The organism is Photobacterium sp. GB-56, assembly GCF_003026105.1.
Lineage (GTDB): Bacteria > Pseudomonadota > Gammaproteobacteria > Enterobacterales > Vibrionaceae > Photobacterium.
In genome coordinates this window covers 97,548-113,597 of sequence record NZ_PYNW01000002.1, presented here as the reverse complement: position 1 = coordinate 113,597, position 16,050 = coordinate 97,548, and the positions used below count along the sequence as shown (strand labels likewise).

13 protein-coding genes are annotated in these 16,050 nt (G+C 38.3%); 4 read left to right on the top strand and 9 right to left on the bottom strand.

The genetic code is table 11. From position 1 onward, the window contains the following. Nucleotides 1-6 precede the first annotated feature (6 nt). From C9J42_RS03290 to C9J42_RS03275, 4 genes are all read right to left on the bottom strand, one after another. Complete coding sequence (locus tag C9J42_RS03290; protein ID WP_107206218.1) at nucleotides 7-1,422, bottom strand: DASS family sodium-coupled anion symporter; 1,416 nt, start codon at nucleotides 1,420-1,422, stop codon at nucleotides 7-9. 337 nt (nucleotides 1,423-1,759) lie between these two features. Continuing rightward, the gene (locus tag C9J42_RS03285; RefSeq protein WP_107206217.1) at nucleotides 1,760-3,277 is read right to left on the bottom strand and encodes an MATE family efflux transporter; all 1,518 of its coding nucleotides are present in this window, start codon (nucleotides 3,275-3,277) and stop codon (nucleotides 1,760-1,762) included. 110 nt (nucleotides 3,278-3,387) lie between these two features. Further along, nucleotides 3,388-3,804 (bottom strand): CBS domain-containing protein, encoded by a 417-nt coding sequence (locus C9J42_RS03280; protein ID WP_105059872.1) that lies wholly within the window; start codon nucleotides 3,802-3,804, stop codon nucleotides 3,388-3,390. A 226-nt stretch (nucleotides 3,805-4,030) separates the two neighbouring features. Next, nucleotides 4,031-5,347 (bottom strand): DUF945 family protein, encoded by a 1,317-nt coding sequence (locus tag C9J42_RS03275; protein ID WP_107206216.1) that lies wholly within the window; start codon nucleotides 5,345-5,347, stop codon nucleotides 4,031-4,033. Between the two features lie 213 nt (nucleotides 5,348-5,560). Here C9J42_RS03275 and C9J42_RS03270 point away from each other — a divergent pair, with 213 nt between their 5' ends. After that, nucleotides 5,561-6,553 (top strand): 2-hydroxyacid dehydrogenase, encoded by a 993-nt coding sequence (locus C9J42_RS03270; protein WP_107206215.1) that lies wholly within the window; start codon nucleotides 5,561-5,563, stop codon nucleotides 6,551-6,553. 80 nt (nucleotides 6,554-6,633) lie between these two features. Here C9J42_RS03270 and dsdC read toward each other — a convergent pair whose 3' ends face one another. Together dsdC and C9J42_RS03260 are read right to left on the bottom strand one after the other, a co-directional pair. Then, complete coding sequence (gene dsdC / locus C9J42_RS03265; protein WP_107206214.1) at nucleotides 6,634-7,539, bottom strand: DNA-binding transcriptional regulator DsdC; 906 nt, start codon at nucleotides 7,537-7,539, stop codon at nucleotides 6,634-6,636. An 88-nt stretch (nucleotides 7,540-7,627) separates the two neighbouring features. Beyond that, nucleotides 7,628-8,227: a TfoX/Sxy family DNA transformation protein gene (locus tag C9J42_RS03260; protein WP_107287134.1), complete on the bottom strand. Its 600-nt coding sequence runs from the start codon at nucleotides 8,225-8,227 to the stop codon at nucleotides 7,628-7,630. Nucleotides 8,228-8,532: 305 nt separating this feature from the next. On the opposite strand from C9J42_RS03260, the gene C9J42_RS03255 reads away from it, so the two are divergent. From C9J42_RS03255 to C9J42_RS03245, 3 genes are all read left to right on the top strand, one after another. Further along, a complete protein-coding gene (locus tag C9J42_RS03255; protein WP_107245934.1) occupies nucleotides 8,533-9,120 on the top strand; it encodes an LON peptidase substrate-binding domain-containing protein in 588 nt (195 codons plus the stop codon). A gap of 124 nt (nucleotides 9,121-9,244) precedes the next feature. Beyond that, nucleotides 9,245-10,168: an HDOD domain-containing protein gene (locus C9J42_RS03250; protein WP_107206211.1), complete on the top strand. Its 924-nt coding sequence runs from the start codon at nucleotides 9,245-9,247 to the stop codon at nucleotides 10,166-10,168. 222 nt (nucleotides 10,169-10,390) lie between these two features. Next, nucleotides 10,391-11,290 carry a lysine exporter LysO family protein gene (locus C9J42_RS03245; protein WP_107206210.1) on the top strand — a complete coding sequence of 300 codons (900 nt, stop codon included), beginning with the start codon at nucleotides 10,391-10,393 and terminating at the stop codon, nucleotides 11,288-11,290. A gap of 41 nt (nucleotides 11,291-11,331) precedes the next feature. On the opposite strand, the gene C9J42_RS03240 is transcribed toward C9J42_RS03245, so the two are convergent. The 3 genes from C9J42_RS03240 to C9J42_RS03230 all read right to left on the bottom strand — a co-directional run bounded on the left by C9J42_RS03240 (nucleotide 11,332) and on the right by C9J42_RS03230 (nucleotide 15,766). Beyond that, nucleotides 11,332-11,787, bottom strand: coding sequence for an RDD family protein (locus C9J42_RS03240; RefSeq protein ID WP_233219057.1), 456 nt, complete (start codon nucleotides 11,785-11,787; stop codon nucleotides 11,332-11,334). Nucleotides 11,788-11,809: 22 nt separating this feature from the next. Next, nucleotides 11,810-13,426, bottom strand: coding sequence for a PTS transporter subunit EIIC (locus C9J42_RS03235; RefSeq protein WP_107206208.1), 1,617 nt, complete (start codon nucleotides 13,424-13,426; stop codon nucleotides 11,810-11,812). Nucleotides 13,427-14,257: 831 nt separating this feature from the next. Then, the gene (locus C9J42_RS03230) at nucleotides 14,258-15,766 is read right to left on the bottom strand and encodes a PTS transporter subunit EIIC (RefSeq protein ID WP_107206207.1); all 1,509 of its coding nucleotides are present in this window, start codon (nucleotides 15,764-15,766) and stop codon (nucleotides 14,258-14,260) included. Between the last annotated feature and the right edge of the window lie 284 nt (nucleotides 15,767-16,050).

Genomic DNA, 16,050 nt, shown 5'->3' with positions numbered 1-16,050 from the left:
TAATGCTTAAATATGGCCAATCACATGCAATAACCCAATCATAGCAAAGCTAAGTGCGACACCGACGACACCAATAATCACCCCTACTTTTGCCATTTGATTACTTTCAACATGCCCCGTTGCATGAGCTAATGCGTTGGGCGGCGTACTAATTGGTAGCGACATACCCAAAGAGGCCGCGAACGTCACCACAAGAATTAATGTTACTTCACCACCAAGTGGTACCAACGACGACATGGACATACCCAGTGCAGCCATAATAGGCATCAGTAAATTCGCAGTTGCGGTATGAGACATAAAATTCGCCATCACTAAACATAACATCGCCGCGCCCACCAGCACCAAGTACGGCGAGAAGCTATCAAACGGAATGCTATTGACCACCAGTTGAGCCAGCCCCGTTTTATCAAGTGCTAAACCCAGCGCAATACCGCCAGAGACTAACCACAGCACATCCCAAGAAATCTTTTTCAAATCTTCTTTATTGATAATGCCGGTTAACGAGAAAATAGCGACAGGAATAAGTGCCACAGTATACGAGTTCATACCATGTACTGATCCCATTAACCAAAGTACTATCGTTAATGCAAAAGTGATGTAAACCGTTATTGCTTTTGGTGTTTTAAGAAACTTACCTTGGATCGTTAATTCAATTTTGTCCTGTTTTGCTGGATAAATTGCATTAATTAAAAACCATGAAAAAACCAATAAAACCGCAACAAATGGCACGCCAAAAAACATCCACTCGCCAAAAGTGATCATGTTATCTTCTGATAGGTATTTAAGTGCAATCGCATTTGGCGGTGTACCAATTGGGGTACCAATGCCACCAATATTGGCAGCAACAGGTACACATAATGCAAACGCAATTTTACCCGGATCTTTCGATCCAAAAAGTGCAATGACTGGCGCTAATATAGAAAGCATCATCGCTGTCGTGGCGGTATTTGACATGAACATTGAGAAAGTGGCAGTGATTAGCATTAAACCAAACATCACATATTTAGGTTGATGTCCAAACGGCTTAAGTAATACTCGCGCTAAGTTTACATCTAAACGGTATTTAGTTGCCGCCATTGCAAGGAAGAAGCCCCCCAAAAACAACATGATGATTGGGCTAGCAAAGGTAGCCATAATGGCGTTGTAATCCAGTAACTCACCAAAGTGTGGCTGACCATGATCAATACGAAACTGATATAGTCCTTTATTTGAAAGTAATAACAGCTCTAAAACAATGATCACAACAGAGGTAGCATAAATGGGGATAGGTTCGAGCACCCAACACAGTGCTGCTAATAGAAAGATAGCAATAACCCGTTGCTGAATCACAGTTAACCCTTCAATGGGAAACGCAGAAGCCGGTAATAATAAAATAATTAAAGGCAGTAAAATCGGTATGATGTAACGAAGACTTTGACGCATATAGCATTATTCCCTTAACAATAACTACGCCATCACCTTTTTTATTCCGAATATAAAAGATGAAGTTGAGTGTCTTAATCAAGATGCTATTCTTTGTAACTTTGCGAGATAAAGATTGAACATCTCGATATAACACCCTGATTAGATGCAAGGTTATTTTGTAATGCTAATCGGTTAATTTCACAGCGTTAGATCAATAAAGCGATGAAATTAAAGTTTTCTTACAGAAAATTCAACGGCTAGATGCGACGTTTTATAGCCCTAATCAAACAAGAAGATACATAAACTATGCCCTGAATCACAGATACTATTAATATGGTAATTCAGAGCATATTTATTATTTGTTTTTTTCAGCTTTTACATCATCGTCGAGGTGCTCACTATTCAGTGCTTCTTCCAGTACCCCTTCGGTTCCCATATATGTACGAGATGAGCAGAACGGTGTCACTGGCACAGATGGCGTTAATATTTCATTATCGGCCACGTCTTGATGTTCATGCGCTAAACCCATTTTCTTCACTTGTTTTAATACCAAGTAAAAACCCAGTAAACCAAAGACAACAGAGCCAACCGCTTGACCGATTAACACCCCGCTCGCACCTGCAAGGTGTCCGCCAATAAGTACAAACGGGATCGTACCTATTGTTGCTTTCCCCATGTTCAATGCCGTTGACCATGTAGGGCGATTAAGGTTATTAAATGCCGCATTGGCAACAAAGAGTGCGCCATTAAAAATAAAGGTCACCGCGATGAAGGTACAGAACACACCAACAATTTCTGCGGCATCTCCCGTTAAACTAAAGATAGCAATGAGCTGGTTTTGCCCTAGCCATAAAACGATAGACACGAAAACGCAATATATCGCCGTAAAGAGCATTGCATCACGTAGAATTTGTTGAATACGATCCCAGCGTTCCGCACCAAAGTTTTGCCCAATGATAGGGCCAACGGCACCTGATAACGAAAAGATTAAAGCAAAGCAAACTGGCATAATACGCCCAATAACGGCATAACCTGCCACAAAGCTCTCGCCAAATTGCGCGATATTACTGGTAACGACCGCATTACCGATAGGCGTCGCAGTATTAGTTAAGATGGCAGGAAACGCAATTTTAGCAATGGTTGGCATCGCTAGTTTAAACTGAGAAAAATCAGGTTTTGCTAATAATTGATGTTTATAAATTACAACATATAACGAGAAAAGGGTCACAGCTAGGCGCGCAATAACTGAAGATATCGCAGCCCCTTGCATCCCCATTGAAAATCCAAAAATAAATAATGGATCAAGTACTGCATTAACACCACCACCAATCAGCGTTGCCATCATTGAACGACGAGCATCACCCACACCACGCATTGCAGCGCCTGCCGCCATAGATACCGCCATTAACGGTGCGCTTGGCAGTAGAATAACCAGATACTGGCTAGCGGCTTCTGCGACATATCCTTTTGCGCCAATTGCATCAAGTAATAAGGGCAAATTCCACAGCATCGCTGCAACCATTACAATGCTAATAAAGACAGCAAACAACATCACATTTGTCGCCATACTTTTGGCTTGTTCTCGATCGTTTTTACCTAAAGCGCGCGAGACAAGTGCGCCAGCTGCAATGGATGTCCCTATCGATATAGAGGTAGAAAAGAAGACTAACGTACCAGCAAAACCAATAGCCGCTGCCAGTTCCACTTCACCCAACAGGCTAATGAAAAACATATCTAATAAATCAACCAAAAACAGCGCCATCAAGCCGATTGCACCCGTTCCAGACATCACAACAATGTGACGCATTGGTGAGCCTGTAACAAATTTAGCTTGTTGGTTTTCTGTTATTTCTGTTGATGAGTGCTGTTTCACTAAAACCTCTATACCTTATAAAACGGCTCGAATATCCATATTTACAACCAAAAAAATAAAGGCGCTAATTAGCGCCTCTACATAATCGAATAATACTTAAATATATAGCATTAAAGTGGATGTTTAAAGCTATCCCCTATTTGAGTACTGATAGCGGTAAGTACATCACGACGGGTTATCACACCCAGTAATTGCCCATTATCAACCACGGGATAAATCTTAGGTTTTTGCCCCGTCATAATTTGTGCTAACTCAATAATTGAATCATCACTTGATACCGTTAATACATCATCTCGCATACAATCTTTGACAGTATGAGAGTCTTGGCAGTGATAACCGACTTTCAATAATGTATGGATCATATCTTGTTCAGATAAAAAACCGATAACCTGCTTGTATTCATTGATAACAGGCCCACCAATTTGCTTTGCTGTCAACAACTTGTCTAGCGCTACAGATAATGACATTGATTCACTGAATGTCACTGGGCGGACGTTCATATAATCTTTTACTTTTAATGATTCCATGTATCCCCCAAATTACCTTTGAGTATATTCACCTGACAAGCTTTATGGTTATTGTTGATAGCTAAAAACCTGTCCCTTATTAAAGTTAAGTCTATTTCTTCAAATTTACTAAATTAGAATTTATATTTTTATCAACGGTTAAGGGTATTTGACTCATAATTAATACATTGATACAAAAAAGCGCCTCAAAATTAGAGACGCTTTCACATTAAGCCAATGTTTCTGATTAATGCATCATCAGCATAGACAGCATTGCTAGCGGGATTTTCAAGCCTGAACCAAAGACAAGCTGTGAGCCTTCCACTTTTACAGTTAATTTATAGCTATTTTGATCTTCTGTAATAATCTTCTGTTGCAGTAACTCTGGCACTTTCGCTGCAAGCTGTGGTTCATTAGACACAAAAGCTTTTGGCATTGAGATATTAATGTTACCCACCAATTTATTTGGTAATGCAGCTAAGTTTTCAGACGCACGTGCTAAGCCCGGTTTAAGCTCAAGTAAAAGAGAGGCATTCACTTTGCCTTGATCGGTCATCATGCTGAGATCAGATAAATCAACAGTAGCACCTTTAGCGACTAATAAATCTAGAGCAAGCATTGCATCTTGCATCTGCGCTTGTTGCTGCTCTGCTGTTGTAGACTCTTCCATAACAGCTAAACGACTAATCGCTTTATAGTTAAGATCTTTCAATGCCAGTGCAAAATTGAAATCTGTATATTGCTGACCATCAAGGGTCACAATTTTCTTAATTGAAATATTATTCGTATTCGTTACTTGCTGTGTTTCGTCTGTCGGTGTTTTTTCATCTTTCGGCTGACTTAACGCATTTTTCATCATCACACTCATGCCTTCTAACTCAACATGATGCTGATTATCTGCCGATGCGAAATTTGCTTTACCTAAATTGAATGTCTGATCACCAATCCAGAAACTACCCTGCATTTGACCACTACCTTGACCTGCAAAGGTATTCACTTGCATAGTTTCGCCACTATCAGTTTTCACATCTAAAGAGGGTAACGTATAGTTGAAATCACCTGCACCATCCGCATTTGCACTCCCCGTCAACACAAAAGCTTGGCTTTTTACAAATGCGCCAGACTGATTATAATTAATCGGATTAATCGTCATCGTAAAATCGGTATTTCCCGTTAAAGAGGAGTCTGTCACTAAGGTTACCGGTTGAACATTTTTGCCCCAAATACTACTGATCAACGGCGCGACTTGTTTATCAATTTCTAATTCACTGCTCGACTTAACGCCTAAAAATCCGTTTTGAATATGATGCTTAACTAACCACGTGGTGGGTAAGCCTTCTTCTTCAAATGTTGCTTTTAAGCTATCTTTTAATTCAATACGAGAAACTGCATCAGAAGAAAGATAACCGCGTTCAAAACTTTGATTCGTAATGGTCATATAAGGGCTGTGATAATTTTTAATCGCCCCCATATATAAACTTTGACCTATTTGTCCTGTGGCTAATGGCCAACAAAGGATCACGGCAACCGCACCCGCTCCTGCTGCAACGTTCTTCAACAACATATTGAATCCTAATTAATAAATTTAAGTGCAAACATATGACTATATCATCAACTTTTTAAAGGGTTGACGTCAACTAGAACTCACTGATAACGAAAAAAACAGATCATCCTTGCAATGTCTATTTTTGATACTTTTCCTATCAATACCAGAGTATTTTGATATGGTATTAACAGCACAGAATATAATAATGAATAAATAAGGTAATTTAGTCTTATGAAAATAGCTCTATTTAGCTCAAAAAAGTACGACCAAGAATCTTTTTCTAAAGTAAATAAATCCTTTAGCCATGATATTACTTACTTCGATTTCCCGCTGAATCTACAAACAGCGAAAATGAGTGAAGGGTTTGATGCTGTTTGTGCATTTGTTAATGATGATCTTAGTGCGCCAGTCTTAAAGTGTTTAGCGAAACAAGGGGTTAAAGTCATTGCGATGCGCTGTGCAGGCTACGATCTTGTTGATTTAGAGGAAGCCAAAAAGTTAGGGCTACAAATTGTACGTGTTCCCGCTTATTCACCCGAGTCTATTGCGGAACATACCTTGGGCTTAATGTTGAGCCTTAATCGCCATATTCATCGTGCTTATCAACGCACGCGTGATGCCAATTTTTCGCTTGATGGCCTAACAGGTTATAACTTCCACGGTAAAACCGTTGGTGTTGTGGGTACGGGGAAAATTGGCTTAGCAACGATTCGTATTTTAAAAGGCTTTGGCATGAATATTCTAGCCTTTGACCCATACCCAAATCCTGCTGCGATTGAATTAGGGGTAACTTATACTAGCCTTGATGAAATCTATCGTTTATCGGATGTAATTACTCTGCACTGTCCGATGTCGAAGGAAAACTATCATATGTTAAATCAACACGCCTTTGACAAAATGAAAGATGGCGTAATGATCATTAATACCAGTCGTGGTGGTTTAATTAAATCAAGTGATGCTATTGAAGCGTTAAAATCACAACGTATTGGTGCGTTGGGTGTCGATGTATATGAAAATGAGAAAGATTTATTCTTCCAAGATAAGTCGAATGATGTGATTCAAGATGATGTATTTCGTCGTTTATCATCTTGCCACAACGTACTTTTCACTGGACACCAAGCCTTTTTAACAGAAGAAGCTTTGGGCAATATTGCTGAAACTACGCTGCAAAATCTGTCTGATTTTGATCAAGGTAAAGTATCAGGAAATGAAGTGTTAGATTAATAAATAATGCCGCTAAATATAAAAATTTAGCGGCATTTTTATTTATGAAATTGATTTAAATAAAGAATATTTAGATGATCTTAACCAATCTCACTGAATAACCAATCACTAAAAGCTTTTATTTTAGGGGTATTTTGCATGTTATGTCGACACACGACATAATAACTAAAAGGTGAAGGTGCCATCATATCAAAAGGTGTAACTAGCCGTTTTTCCACTAACCTTTCAGCAATAAATGAGTGCCTCCCCATGGCAACACCGATCCCGCATTCAGCCGCTTGTAAAGCCAAATCGGAACGATCAAATGTACATTCCGATTCAGGTAATTGCGTACCGTATTGCTCAGCCCATAGCTGCCATTCATCATTCCGCCCAGCTCTAGCCCACGGCGCAGCATCATGGAGTAATAAACATTGCATTAAACCTTCAGGGTTATCATAAAGATCATTTGTAATAGCATAATCATGGCTACAAACGGGCTGCATCGCTTCATCCATTAATTTACACGAATGCAAACCTTGATATTCCCCTTTACCAAAATAAATCGCGCAATCAAAACTTTCCGTTTGAAAATCAACAAGTTCATTACGGGTTCGCAAATGAATACGTAGCATGGGATAAAGATCTATAAAGGATTTTAAGCGGGGTAATAACCAAGTTTGAGCAAACGTTGGGGGTACAGAAATATTTATATCGCCGCTTAACTCAACATTTTTCAAATCACGTATTTCGTGTGCAATATCGCCAAAGTTCGCAGCTAGCACTTGTTTTAAACGAAATCCCTCATCTGTGAGGATGAGCTTGCGGGGCTGGCGAATAAACAGCTGGACGCCTAATGCTTCTTCAAGGTTTTTAATTTTATGGCTAACTGCACTTTGAGTTAAAAATAGAACTTCAGCAGCACGTGTGAAGCTCATTTGTTCAGCTGCGATAAGAAAACAGTGTAAACCTGAAAGTACAGAACCAGAAAGGTTAGAAAGTTGCATAATACCGCCACATTAAAAATCTAGTAGCAAGCATAACAAGAAAATGATCGGGGCTCAGCTATAAATACTACTCCCCGAATAACGTCAATTAATTAGTTGTACTACGGTATTGCTCAAGCAAGCCTGATTTATACTCGTCAGTTAATAACTGCCAGTGACATCCTTTGACAGCACCAGCAAAAATCCATAACAAATTACGATTGACTTCTTCTCCATGGTGTTCGCATACTTTGCGATAAACATTGACTGCACCCAACTCTAGAAAAGTAGATACATCTAATACACCCGTTCGTTTCACCATTCTTTCAAGCGTTAATCGCATATTGGGTAAATCACGTAAACGTTTATTCGCACCAGACTGTTTAAATGCCTTATCTTTACATGAAAACTCAATCGATTTAGCGACCAATTGATTACAAACCTGCGGATCTTTTTCAAAAAGATCTCTTATTTCGTAATAATTAACTGTTGCCGTTTTGCTTTTCTTTATATGTTTAAATTTCGCACAACCTAACATTATTAACTCAGGATCCAGTTTTTCGCCACCTCGAATATACATAGACGCCGGTGTAACTATCGCAAACATCGCACCGTCTATAAATACTCCAGTTCCACCAAACATGGATCGTTTTTCTTGTTCTCCGAATTTGTTTAAATAATTTAAATAATCTTCCTTTGGTGATGTCACAACTAATTCTCCATAATGTGGTGATAATCAATTATTCCAAACACGTCAAATAACCTAGCCAAACAATAGATTAGATTGTTAATTATTCGACAGAGCAATTGTATGCTCTTAAGCATTGTAGATTAAATAAGCAGCAGCCAAAGATGAGATTACTCGCATATTTTTTGTCGCAAAATAATGTAATCAAACTAGATTTGCAGCATTTATCACGCAAGAATCAATAATGAATTGCATATCTATCATCATTATTATCAGCACCGACTATCTTTAAGGTATTTACAGCAAAAAGAGTATGCTCTGGAGATATGAAAAAAATCCCATTGTTCCCATATGCAAACCACATTCTTCCCGATGGAAGGACACAACTAAAAATTGCACAAGCTCGTCATATTCGTATGGTGAAAGAAGCCCTTATTTCTAAAAAAGGGTTTGTCATGGCAATGATAGATAACGAACGTGAGCACAGTGAAATTAAAGATGTTCCTGCATTAAGTACGCACGTTAAAATTATTGACTTCAACCGACTCGAAGGCGATTTATTGGGTATTACGGTAGAAGGTATCGATCTTCTAAAAATAGAACAAATTAAGATTGAGGATGATAAGCTTTTGGTTGCTGAATGTATGCCTGTTAGCACTTGGGCCCCCTCTAAAACGACAACGAGTAACCAGTGTTTAGCTCAACGATTAAAGCAACTTTATTCTTCTCAACCAGAAATGGAAAATTTATATCCAACACCATTGTTTGATGATATGACGTGGGTCTGTCAACGCTGGTTAGAAGTTCTACCAATAGAAGTAAAATATAAGCAAATGCTGATTCATCAAAAAACGCCTAATCTGGCCATTCGTTTTTTAATAAAGTTACTTCAAGATAAAAATTTAAACCATTAGTGGGATTAATATCAGTTCTTTATTAATTTATAACCTACTCACTTCAAATAAATTACGTGATAAACTACTCGATAAGGCTATGAAACGATAGAATTTGATTATTACTTTATAAGATTAGTTTTACATGTCGCATTTATCTTTTTTTTGGTTAAAACATAGCCGTGATCATCAAATAAAAGCGTTGGAATCTGAGTTTTGTAACTTAGTAAAACAATCTGCGCAGCAAAATAAGCTGGAGCTTCCTCCAATCCCTGATGTGCTAATGAAGCTACATCAGTTATGTAATGATGATGAAAGCACCATTCATGACGTGGCTGATTTACTACTTGATGATCCCGTTTTAACCGCTACCATTATTCGAACATCTAATACGGTATTATTTAACCGCCGTAATGTTGTCTGTAACGATCTTCTTACTGCGGTCTCTCGCCTTGGATTGTTACGGGTCCGTGATATCGCCACCGCTCAAGCAGTTGCCGAATTACGAAAAGTAAAAACTGAAAACTTCGCGTGTAATCAACTGCTCAGCCAAAGTGCGATTCGCTCACGCCAATTTGCAGGTACGATGGCTCTGATTTGTCAAAGCTTGATAAAGCACAGTGACACCCCCTTAAAAATAGAACCAGAAAAAGCGTTATTAACAGGCTTGCTCGCTGATATTGGTATCTTTAGTTTAATCTACGAATATCTTAATTATATTGAAAACGATAATTACCTCGATATCGATATTGCCAAATATATTTTCAAAGAAACCTGCATGAAAACAAGTTTGATCGTATTAAAAGAATGGGGATTTGATAATGATTATCTTGAAATCGCCTCTAATAAACGACAGCCTTATGGAGAGAATAACGATACGTTGAGTTATCTTGATATCGCCCGTATGGCACACCATTTATTATTATTTAAGAATAACGATGATGCTATCGACGAAAATGATGTTGAGCTTGACCTTGTAGGAGCTGAAGTTATGTATGAATTGACTAATTTACCTACTCACGAATTTAATCAACGAGTGAAAAACATCGTTCGTGAAAGTGGATTCTGACCTAATCCCCACCCCCTTCTTTTTTCTTACTTAAAAAGAAGGGGAAACATCCATCTATAAGCCCCCCACTTGCCTATATACTCCTTCTTTATCGCTGTGTTACATTCACTTTCTGTTAAAAATATAAATAAATGAATTCATTATTGCTGGTTATTTTGTGTTATTGAACCAAATCCTCTAGCAAATAAATTACTCACCCTCTGAATATATTTAAGGACTAATATGTTGTCTGGGATTTTACTTATCTTTTTGCCGCTTATTATTGGCTACCTCATCCCTATTCATAATAAAAAGCACCTCGATTTTATTAATGCTCAAACTAGCCGCTTAGTCTTGGTCATTTTGACATTAATGGGATTAAGCTTAGCTGCGCTAGATAATCTCAGCCAAAACTTAAACCAAATCCTTATCTACACCATGACATTTTTCATCTCAATCAGTGTATGTAACCTTGCTGCACTCCCTTTTTTAGACCGTTTATGGCCAACACAAACGTTTGATGGACACCATCATTTACCGATGGCAAAAATGATGATGGAATCGGTTAAATTGGTTTTTGTTGTTGCAGCAGGGTTGATCGTAGGTCTATTACTCAATGTCGATTTGTCATGGGTTGATCAAGCTAGTGAAGCTATTTTATTACTATTACTGTTTTTTATTGGCATCCAATTACGTAATAGTGGTATGACCTTAAAACAAATAGTGCTCAATAAAAAAGGGATGATTATAGCTGCGGTTATTATTAGCACATCTTTTCTTGGTGGGATCATCGCTGCATTTATTCTCGATATTCCACTTAACCATGGCTTGGCTATGGCATCGGGATTTGGTTGGTATTCTCTCACGGGTATTTTAATTGGCGACGGTTTAGGAAGTGTATTTGGTGGTGCCGCTTTTCTTAACGAGCTACTACGTGAAATACTTGCGCTAATATTAATCCCACTCCTTATCCATCGTTATCCCAATACAGCTATTGGTTATGCTGGGGCAACTGCTATGGATTTCACCCTCCCCGTCATTCAAAGTACAGGAGGTGTGCGCTGTGTACCTATCGCTATTGTCAGTGGCTTTATTCTTAGCCTGTTAGTCCCCGTTTTCATTTTATTCTTCTTATCACTATAACTGTGATAAAAAAAAACCGCAGTTTTCACTGCGGTTTTTATTTATCGCTCTACCACTGTTGTATGATTTTTTTTGTCATGCCAAGGTGGATTGGTAAACGTAAGATATTGCACACCAGCATAGAGGGGATATAATCCTAATGTAGCAATACATAGATAAATCTTATCAAACTCACGCTTTAAATAACGTTGCTTTGTTAGCAGCTCATCATCGCTAGATATCACTTTCACACTTAACAAAGCACGTGATAGTGAAGTGCCGAGTAACCGATAACACAACCAGTGATACCCCATAAAGACACCAATAAATAAAGCCATGATGCCGATAATTAACAGTAACAATACTGGTAGCGCCATCGTATCGTTAAGTGATAACGATACTCCTGCACCATTGGTAATATAACCAACCACTGCAAGGAAGATATCTTTGACGATCATTGCAAACATCTGCACGATAGCCATATCAATCATAAATGTACCGACACGTCTGTATTTCAACGAAAAGCTGCTCATTGCCTAATTACTTACCAAGTTTTGAATTGATTTGAGCTTTAAATCCAGCCGCTTGTGCACCGTAGATAGCTTGGATACCCGTACCACCGACTTTTACTAAGCCTTTAGCACCTAAGTTCTCAGTCCAGTATTTATTATCTTTAACAAGCTCACCGTCTTTAACTGTGATACGTAAACGCGTAATACATGCATCAACGTCAACGATGTTATCTTTACCGCCTAGCGCTTCGATCATTTCATCGATTTGGCTGTCATCAGAACCATTCGCTTTTGCTGCTTGGTAATCTTTCTTACGTACAACCGCAACAGCGCTCCCTTTACGACCCGGTGTCTTGATATCAAACTTCAGAATAAACCAGCGGAATAACAAGAAGTATACAGGACCATAAATTAAACCTAGTAGTGGGATGTAGTACCAGTGGTTTTCAGTTCCGGTTAGGCCAGGAAGCATACCAAACAGTGCAAAGTCAATGAAACCACCACTGAACGTCATACCCACTTTCACATTTAGCAAGTCCATGATCATGAACGATAGACCAGCTAGTGGTACGTGAATAAAGTAGTAAAGCGGCGCAGATAGGAAAAGGAATGTAAATTCAATCGGCTCGGTAATACCCGTTAGGAACGCTGTTAGCGCAACAGAGAACAATAGACCGCCAACCTCTTTCTTATTCTCTTTATCTGCCAATGTGTACATCGCGTATGCAGCAGCAGGTAGACCAAACATCATGAATGGGAATTTACCTGTCATGAAGTTAGTTGAAGAGAACTGAGAATAATCACCGTTAGCTAAAGAGCCAAAGAAGATATTTTGTGTCCCTTTATAAACATGACCTGCAATTTCTACAGTACCGCCAATCTCTGTCTGCCATAGTGGAAGGTAGAATACGTGGTGTAGACCAACAGGGATAAGCGCACGTTCAATAATACCGAAGATGAAAGAGGCAATATAACCGTGACCAGATGCAGTCATTTCACCCAGTGTTGCCCCGATAGAACCAAATGCTGCACCGATGTAAGGCCAAATAAATACTAGCGCAATACCGTAGAACAATGCAGAGAACGCACTAACGATAGGAACAAAGCGAGCACCGCCAAAGAAGCCTAGGAACTCAGGAAGCTTAACATCATGGTATTTATTATGCAGAATAACAGTAATACCACCAGCGATAAGACCACCAAACACACCCATACTTAGCGTATTTTGAATGCCTAATACGTTTTCTAACACCCCCGCGTAATGGTTGCCCATTAACACAACAGTGTTGTTAGTTGTGTCGACCATGCCAGCAACAGAAAGCGTTTTCGCAATCGCAACATTCATTACCAAGTAAGAAATTGTTGCAGCGAGTGCTGCTGCACCTTTTTCAGCACGTGCAAAACCAATCGCAATTGCTAATGCGAACATTAATGGTAGGTTTGCAAAAACGATACCGCCCGCTGCAGTCATAACCTGTAAGAAACTATTTAAAAGTGTTCCGTCTTGCAAAATACCAATATTGTACGCATCAATCATGCTTTGGTTGGTAAAGCTACCACCAAGACCAAGCATAATACCAGCAGCTGGTAATAGCGCTATCGGTAGCATTACTGCTTGCGATAGTTTACTAAAGAAGGCTTTCATTACCTTATCTCCTCGATATGGGATCTAAACTTGTATCAAAAATAATTCAGACTTTATTTGTCTTTGTAACCATTATTTTTATTAATTCAATAAGCGTAGTAATGCACACTCACACGAGACAAGCTCAAATTACCGAGGTAATTGATTGTGATAGTGAACATTTAGCTCCTGAGTACTATATTTACCTGAAATAACATAAACACTAACGACATACCCCCGTAGTCATAATGTTAGTATTCATTCTTTGTTATTTCGGCATAAGTATAAATTTCGATAATTAATATAACTTGATGATTGTCATATTTACTAAAAGATAGTGATGAAAGATTCAGAATATATAATGGCGATCACATCAAAATAAATATATTAAAAAGCAGAAACAAACCAATAACCAATTGATAATAAATAACTTTTAAACCAATCAATCTATTAATGCCAATAGATTAATCTCTAAAAAGTAACTTATGTAACCAATGTAACATTCGTTAAGTAAATAAAACTATTTATCGTTAGCATAAGTTAATATGGGTTGAGTATTTCGCACACCTATTTTAATTAGAATAGCCTAATATGATTACTTATAAGTAAAAATGAGATTAAACGACTATTTTCATTAAAAGTAATGTAAATGAGAAAAATACCAGTGTTGTGGATGATTGAGAGGTTCTTGTTTTTGATATACAGTCCACTTTATAGCTAAGCGATTTCACGTGCAGATCTTTATCACAATTTTAAATTAAATGAAATAACACCTAATTATTTCAAAACGGTTAAAAAAAATCCCGTAATTTTCATTACGGGATTATGAGCATTCAACGAATAAGAATAAACTTATTCTTTATGAGCCGCTTTTTCTTCTGGAGTACGATAGTCAAAGAAGAAAATAAGTAGCATTGGCACAATGAATGCCACTGCAATTGATACTGCATATACCCACATTGGGTGGAATACTGGGATGGTTAGTAACGAAGTAAATGCAAACGCCTTAGTTTTAATACCACCGTATTGAGAACCTAGAATTGCAATTGTTAAACCACCAGCTAGACAACCAGGAAGCATACGTGAGTAAACTTTCTTAAATCGTAAGTGTATACCGTATAGTGAAGGCTCCGAAATACCACCGAATAAACCAGCAGCTAACGCACCAGAAGCTGTCTGACGCATGGTTTTATCTTTTTCACGTAATGAAATTAGTAGCACACCCGCTGTTGCACCGAAACATGCAAAGTTCCAAACACCCATAGGACCTTGAATGAAGTCATAACCCAATGTTTGAATATTCATTAGCATCAATGCATTTAGAGGCCAGTGAAGACCAAGAGGTACAAGGAATGGGTACAGTAATGGAATTAGAATCGCGAACACAAATGGTGCATGTGTATTAAGCCAAGCTAAACCAAGACCTAAGTAAGTACCAATCCAAACACCTAGAGGACCAATTAGGAACGCTGTAAGCGGAATCATGATAATCAAAGATAAGAACGGCACAAATACCATGTGCAAATTATCTGGAACAATCTTCTTCAGGAAGCGATAAACCACAGCTAATACAGCAACCATGATTAGCGGTACAAATACGTTACCAGAATAATCATTAAGCTGCATTGGTAAACCAAACACATGGGCAACATGAGAGACAGTCCCTAAGGTCGTATCTTTAATCGATGTTGTTGATGCAAGTGAGGTTAGTTTTTGGAAATCAGGCGTCATAAGTGCGCCCATGATTGCAGCGCCCAACCAAGGATCAACCTTCAGTTTTTTCGAGGCATTGTAAGCAACCATAATAGGCAAGAAGTAAAATACTGTATGCCACATTGAGTCAACAAAAACCCAACCTGCAGACTTATCACCTCTAAAGTCAACAATATGAAGGGCGTCTAATACTGCACATAGTGCAATAATTAACGACGCACCTAATAAAATACCTAAAATTGGACGGAACGAATCTGAAAGGTATTCAAAAAAACCATCAACCCAAGCAACTTTCCCTCTTACACCACTAGAGCGCATAGAAGCTTTAATATCATCATTTGATGCATTATCAGCTTTCACTTCATTCGTGCTTGCTGTACCACTACCCGTTTGACTTTCCATCAGTTGCTGTAATGCGCTATGCATAGTCGCAACACCACCACCGATAACAATTTGGTAGCGATCACCGCTTTGAGGAATACACCCCATCACATCAGGAATGGCATCTAATGCTGCTTTATCAACAATAGAATTATCATTTAATTCAAAACGTAAGCGAGTTGCGCAGCAAGACAAAAATTTTATATTGCCTGCACCACCAACTCCTTCAAGGATCTTCTCTGCTGAAGACTTATTGCCATTCGACATAATTTTTTTACCCTTTGATATATCCAAATGTATAACTGCAGAATGTCATTGACACCGACAGAGACACCTGTAATAACTCATTAATTTAATTGGTATAATTAGGATTCAATAATAAATGCTGTCTGCTTTAATTAATTTATCTTTAGCATCTTCTAATAATAAACTGATTAAAGCATTCCTTGAAAGCATTACCCCCAATAATCAATATTGCGCGTTTTTACCCATTTTCGCCAGAATATACTTAAATAACATCAAAAATATAGAACATTGATCACATTAATTAA

Bases quoted from the DNA above. Each gene is read 5' to 3' on its own strand.
- C9J42_RS03290 (WP_107206218.1), bottom strand. From the start codon at position 1,422: ATGCGTCAAAGTCTTCGTTACATCATACCGATTTTACTGCCTTTAATT.
- C9J42_RS03280 (WP_105059872.1), bottom strand. From the start codon at position 3,804: ATGGAATCATTAAAAGTAAAAGATTATATGAACGTCCGCCCAGTGACA.
- C9J42_RS03275 (WP_107206216.1), bottom strand. From the start codon at position 5,347: ATGTTGTTGAAGAACGTTGCAGCAGGAGCGGGTGCGGTTGCCGTGATC.
- C9J42_RS03270 (WP_107206215.1), top strand. From the start codon at position 5,561: ATGAAAATAGCTCTATTTAGCTCAAAAAAGTACGACCAAGAATCTTTT.
- dsdC (WP_107206214.1), bottom strand. From the start codon at position 7,539: ATGCAACTTTCTAACCTTTCTGGTTCTGTACTTTCAGGTTTACACTGT.
- C9J42_RS03255 (WP_107245934.1), top strand. From the start codon at position 8,533: ATGAAAAAAATCCCATTGTTCCCATATGCAAACCACATTCTTCCCGAT.
- C9J42_RS03250 (WP_107206211.1), top strand. From the start codon at position 9,245: ATGTCGCATTTATCTTTTTTTTGGTTAAAACATAGCCGTGATCATCAA.
- C9J42_RS03245 (WP_107206210.1), top strand. From the start codon at position 10,391: ATGTTGTCTGGGATTTTACTTATCTTTTTGCCGCTTATTATTGGCTAC.
- C9J42_RS03235 (WP_107206208.1), bottom strand. From the start codon at position 13,426: ATGAAAGCCTTCTTTAGTAAACTATCGCAAGCAGTAATGCTACCGATA.
- C9J42_RS03230 (WP_107206207.1), bottom strand. From the start codon at position 15,766: ATGTCGAATGGCAATAAGTCTTCAGCAGAGAAGATCCTTGAAGGAGTT.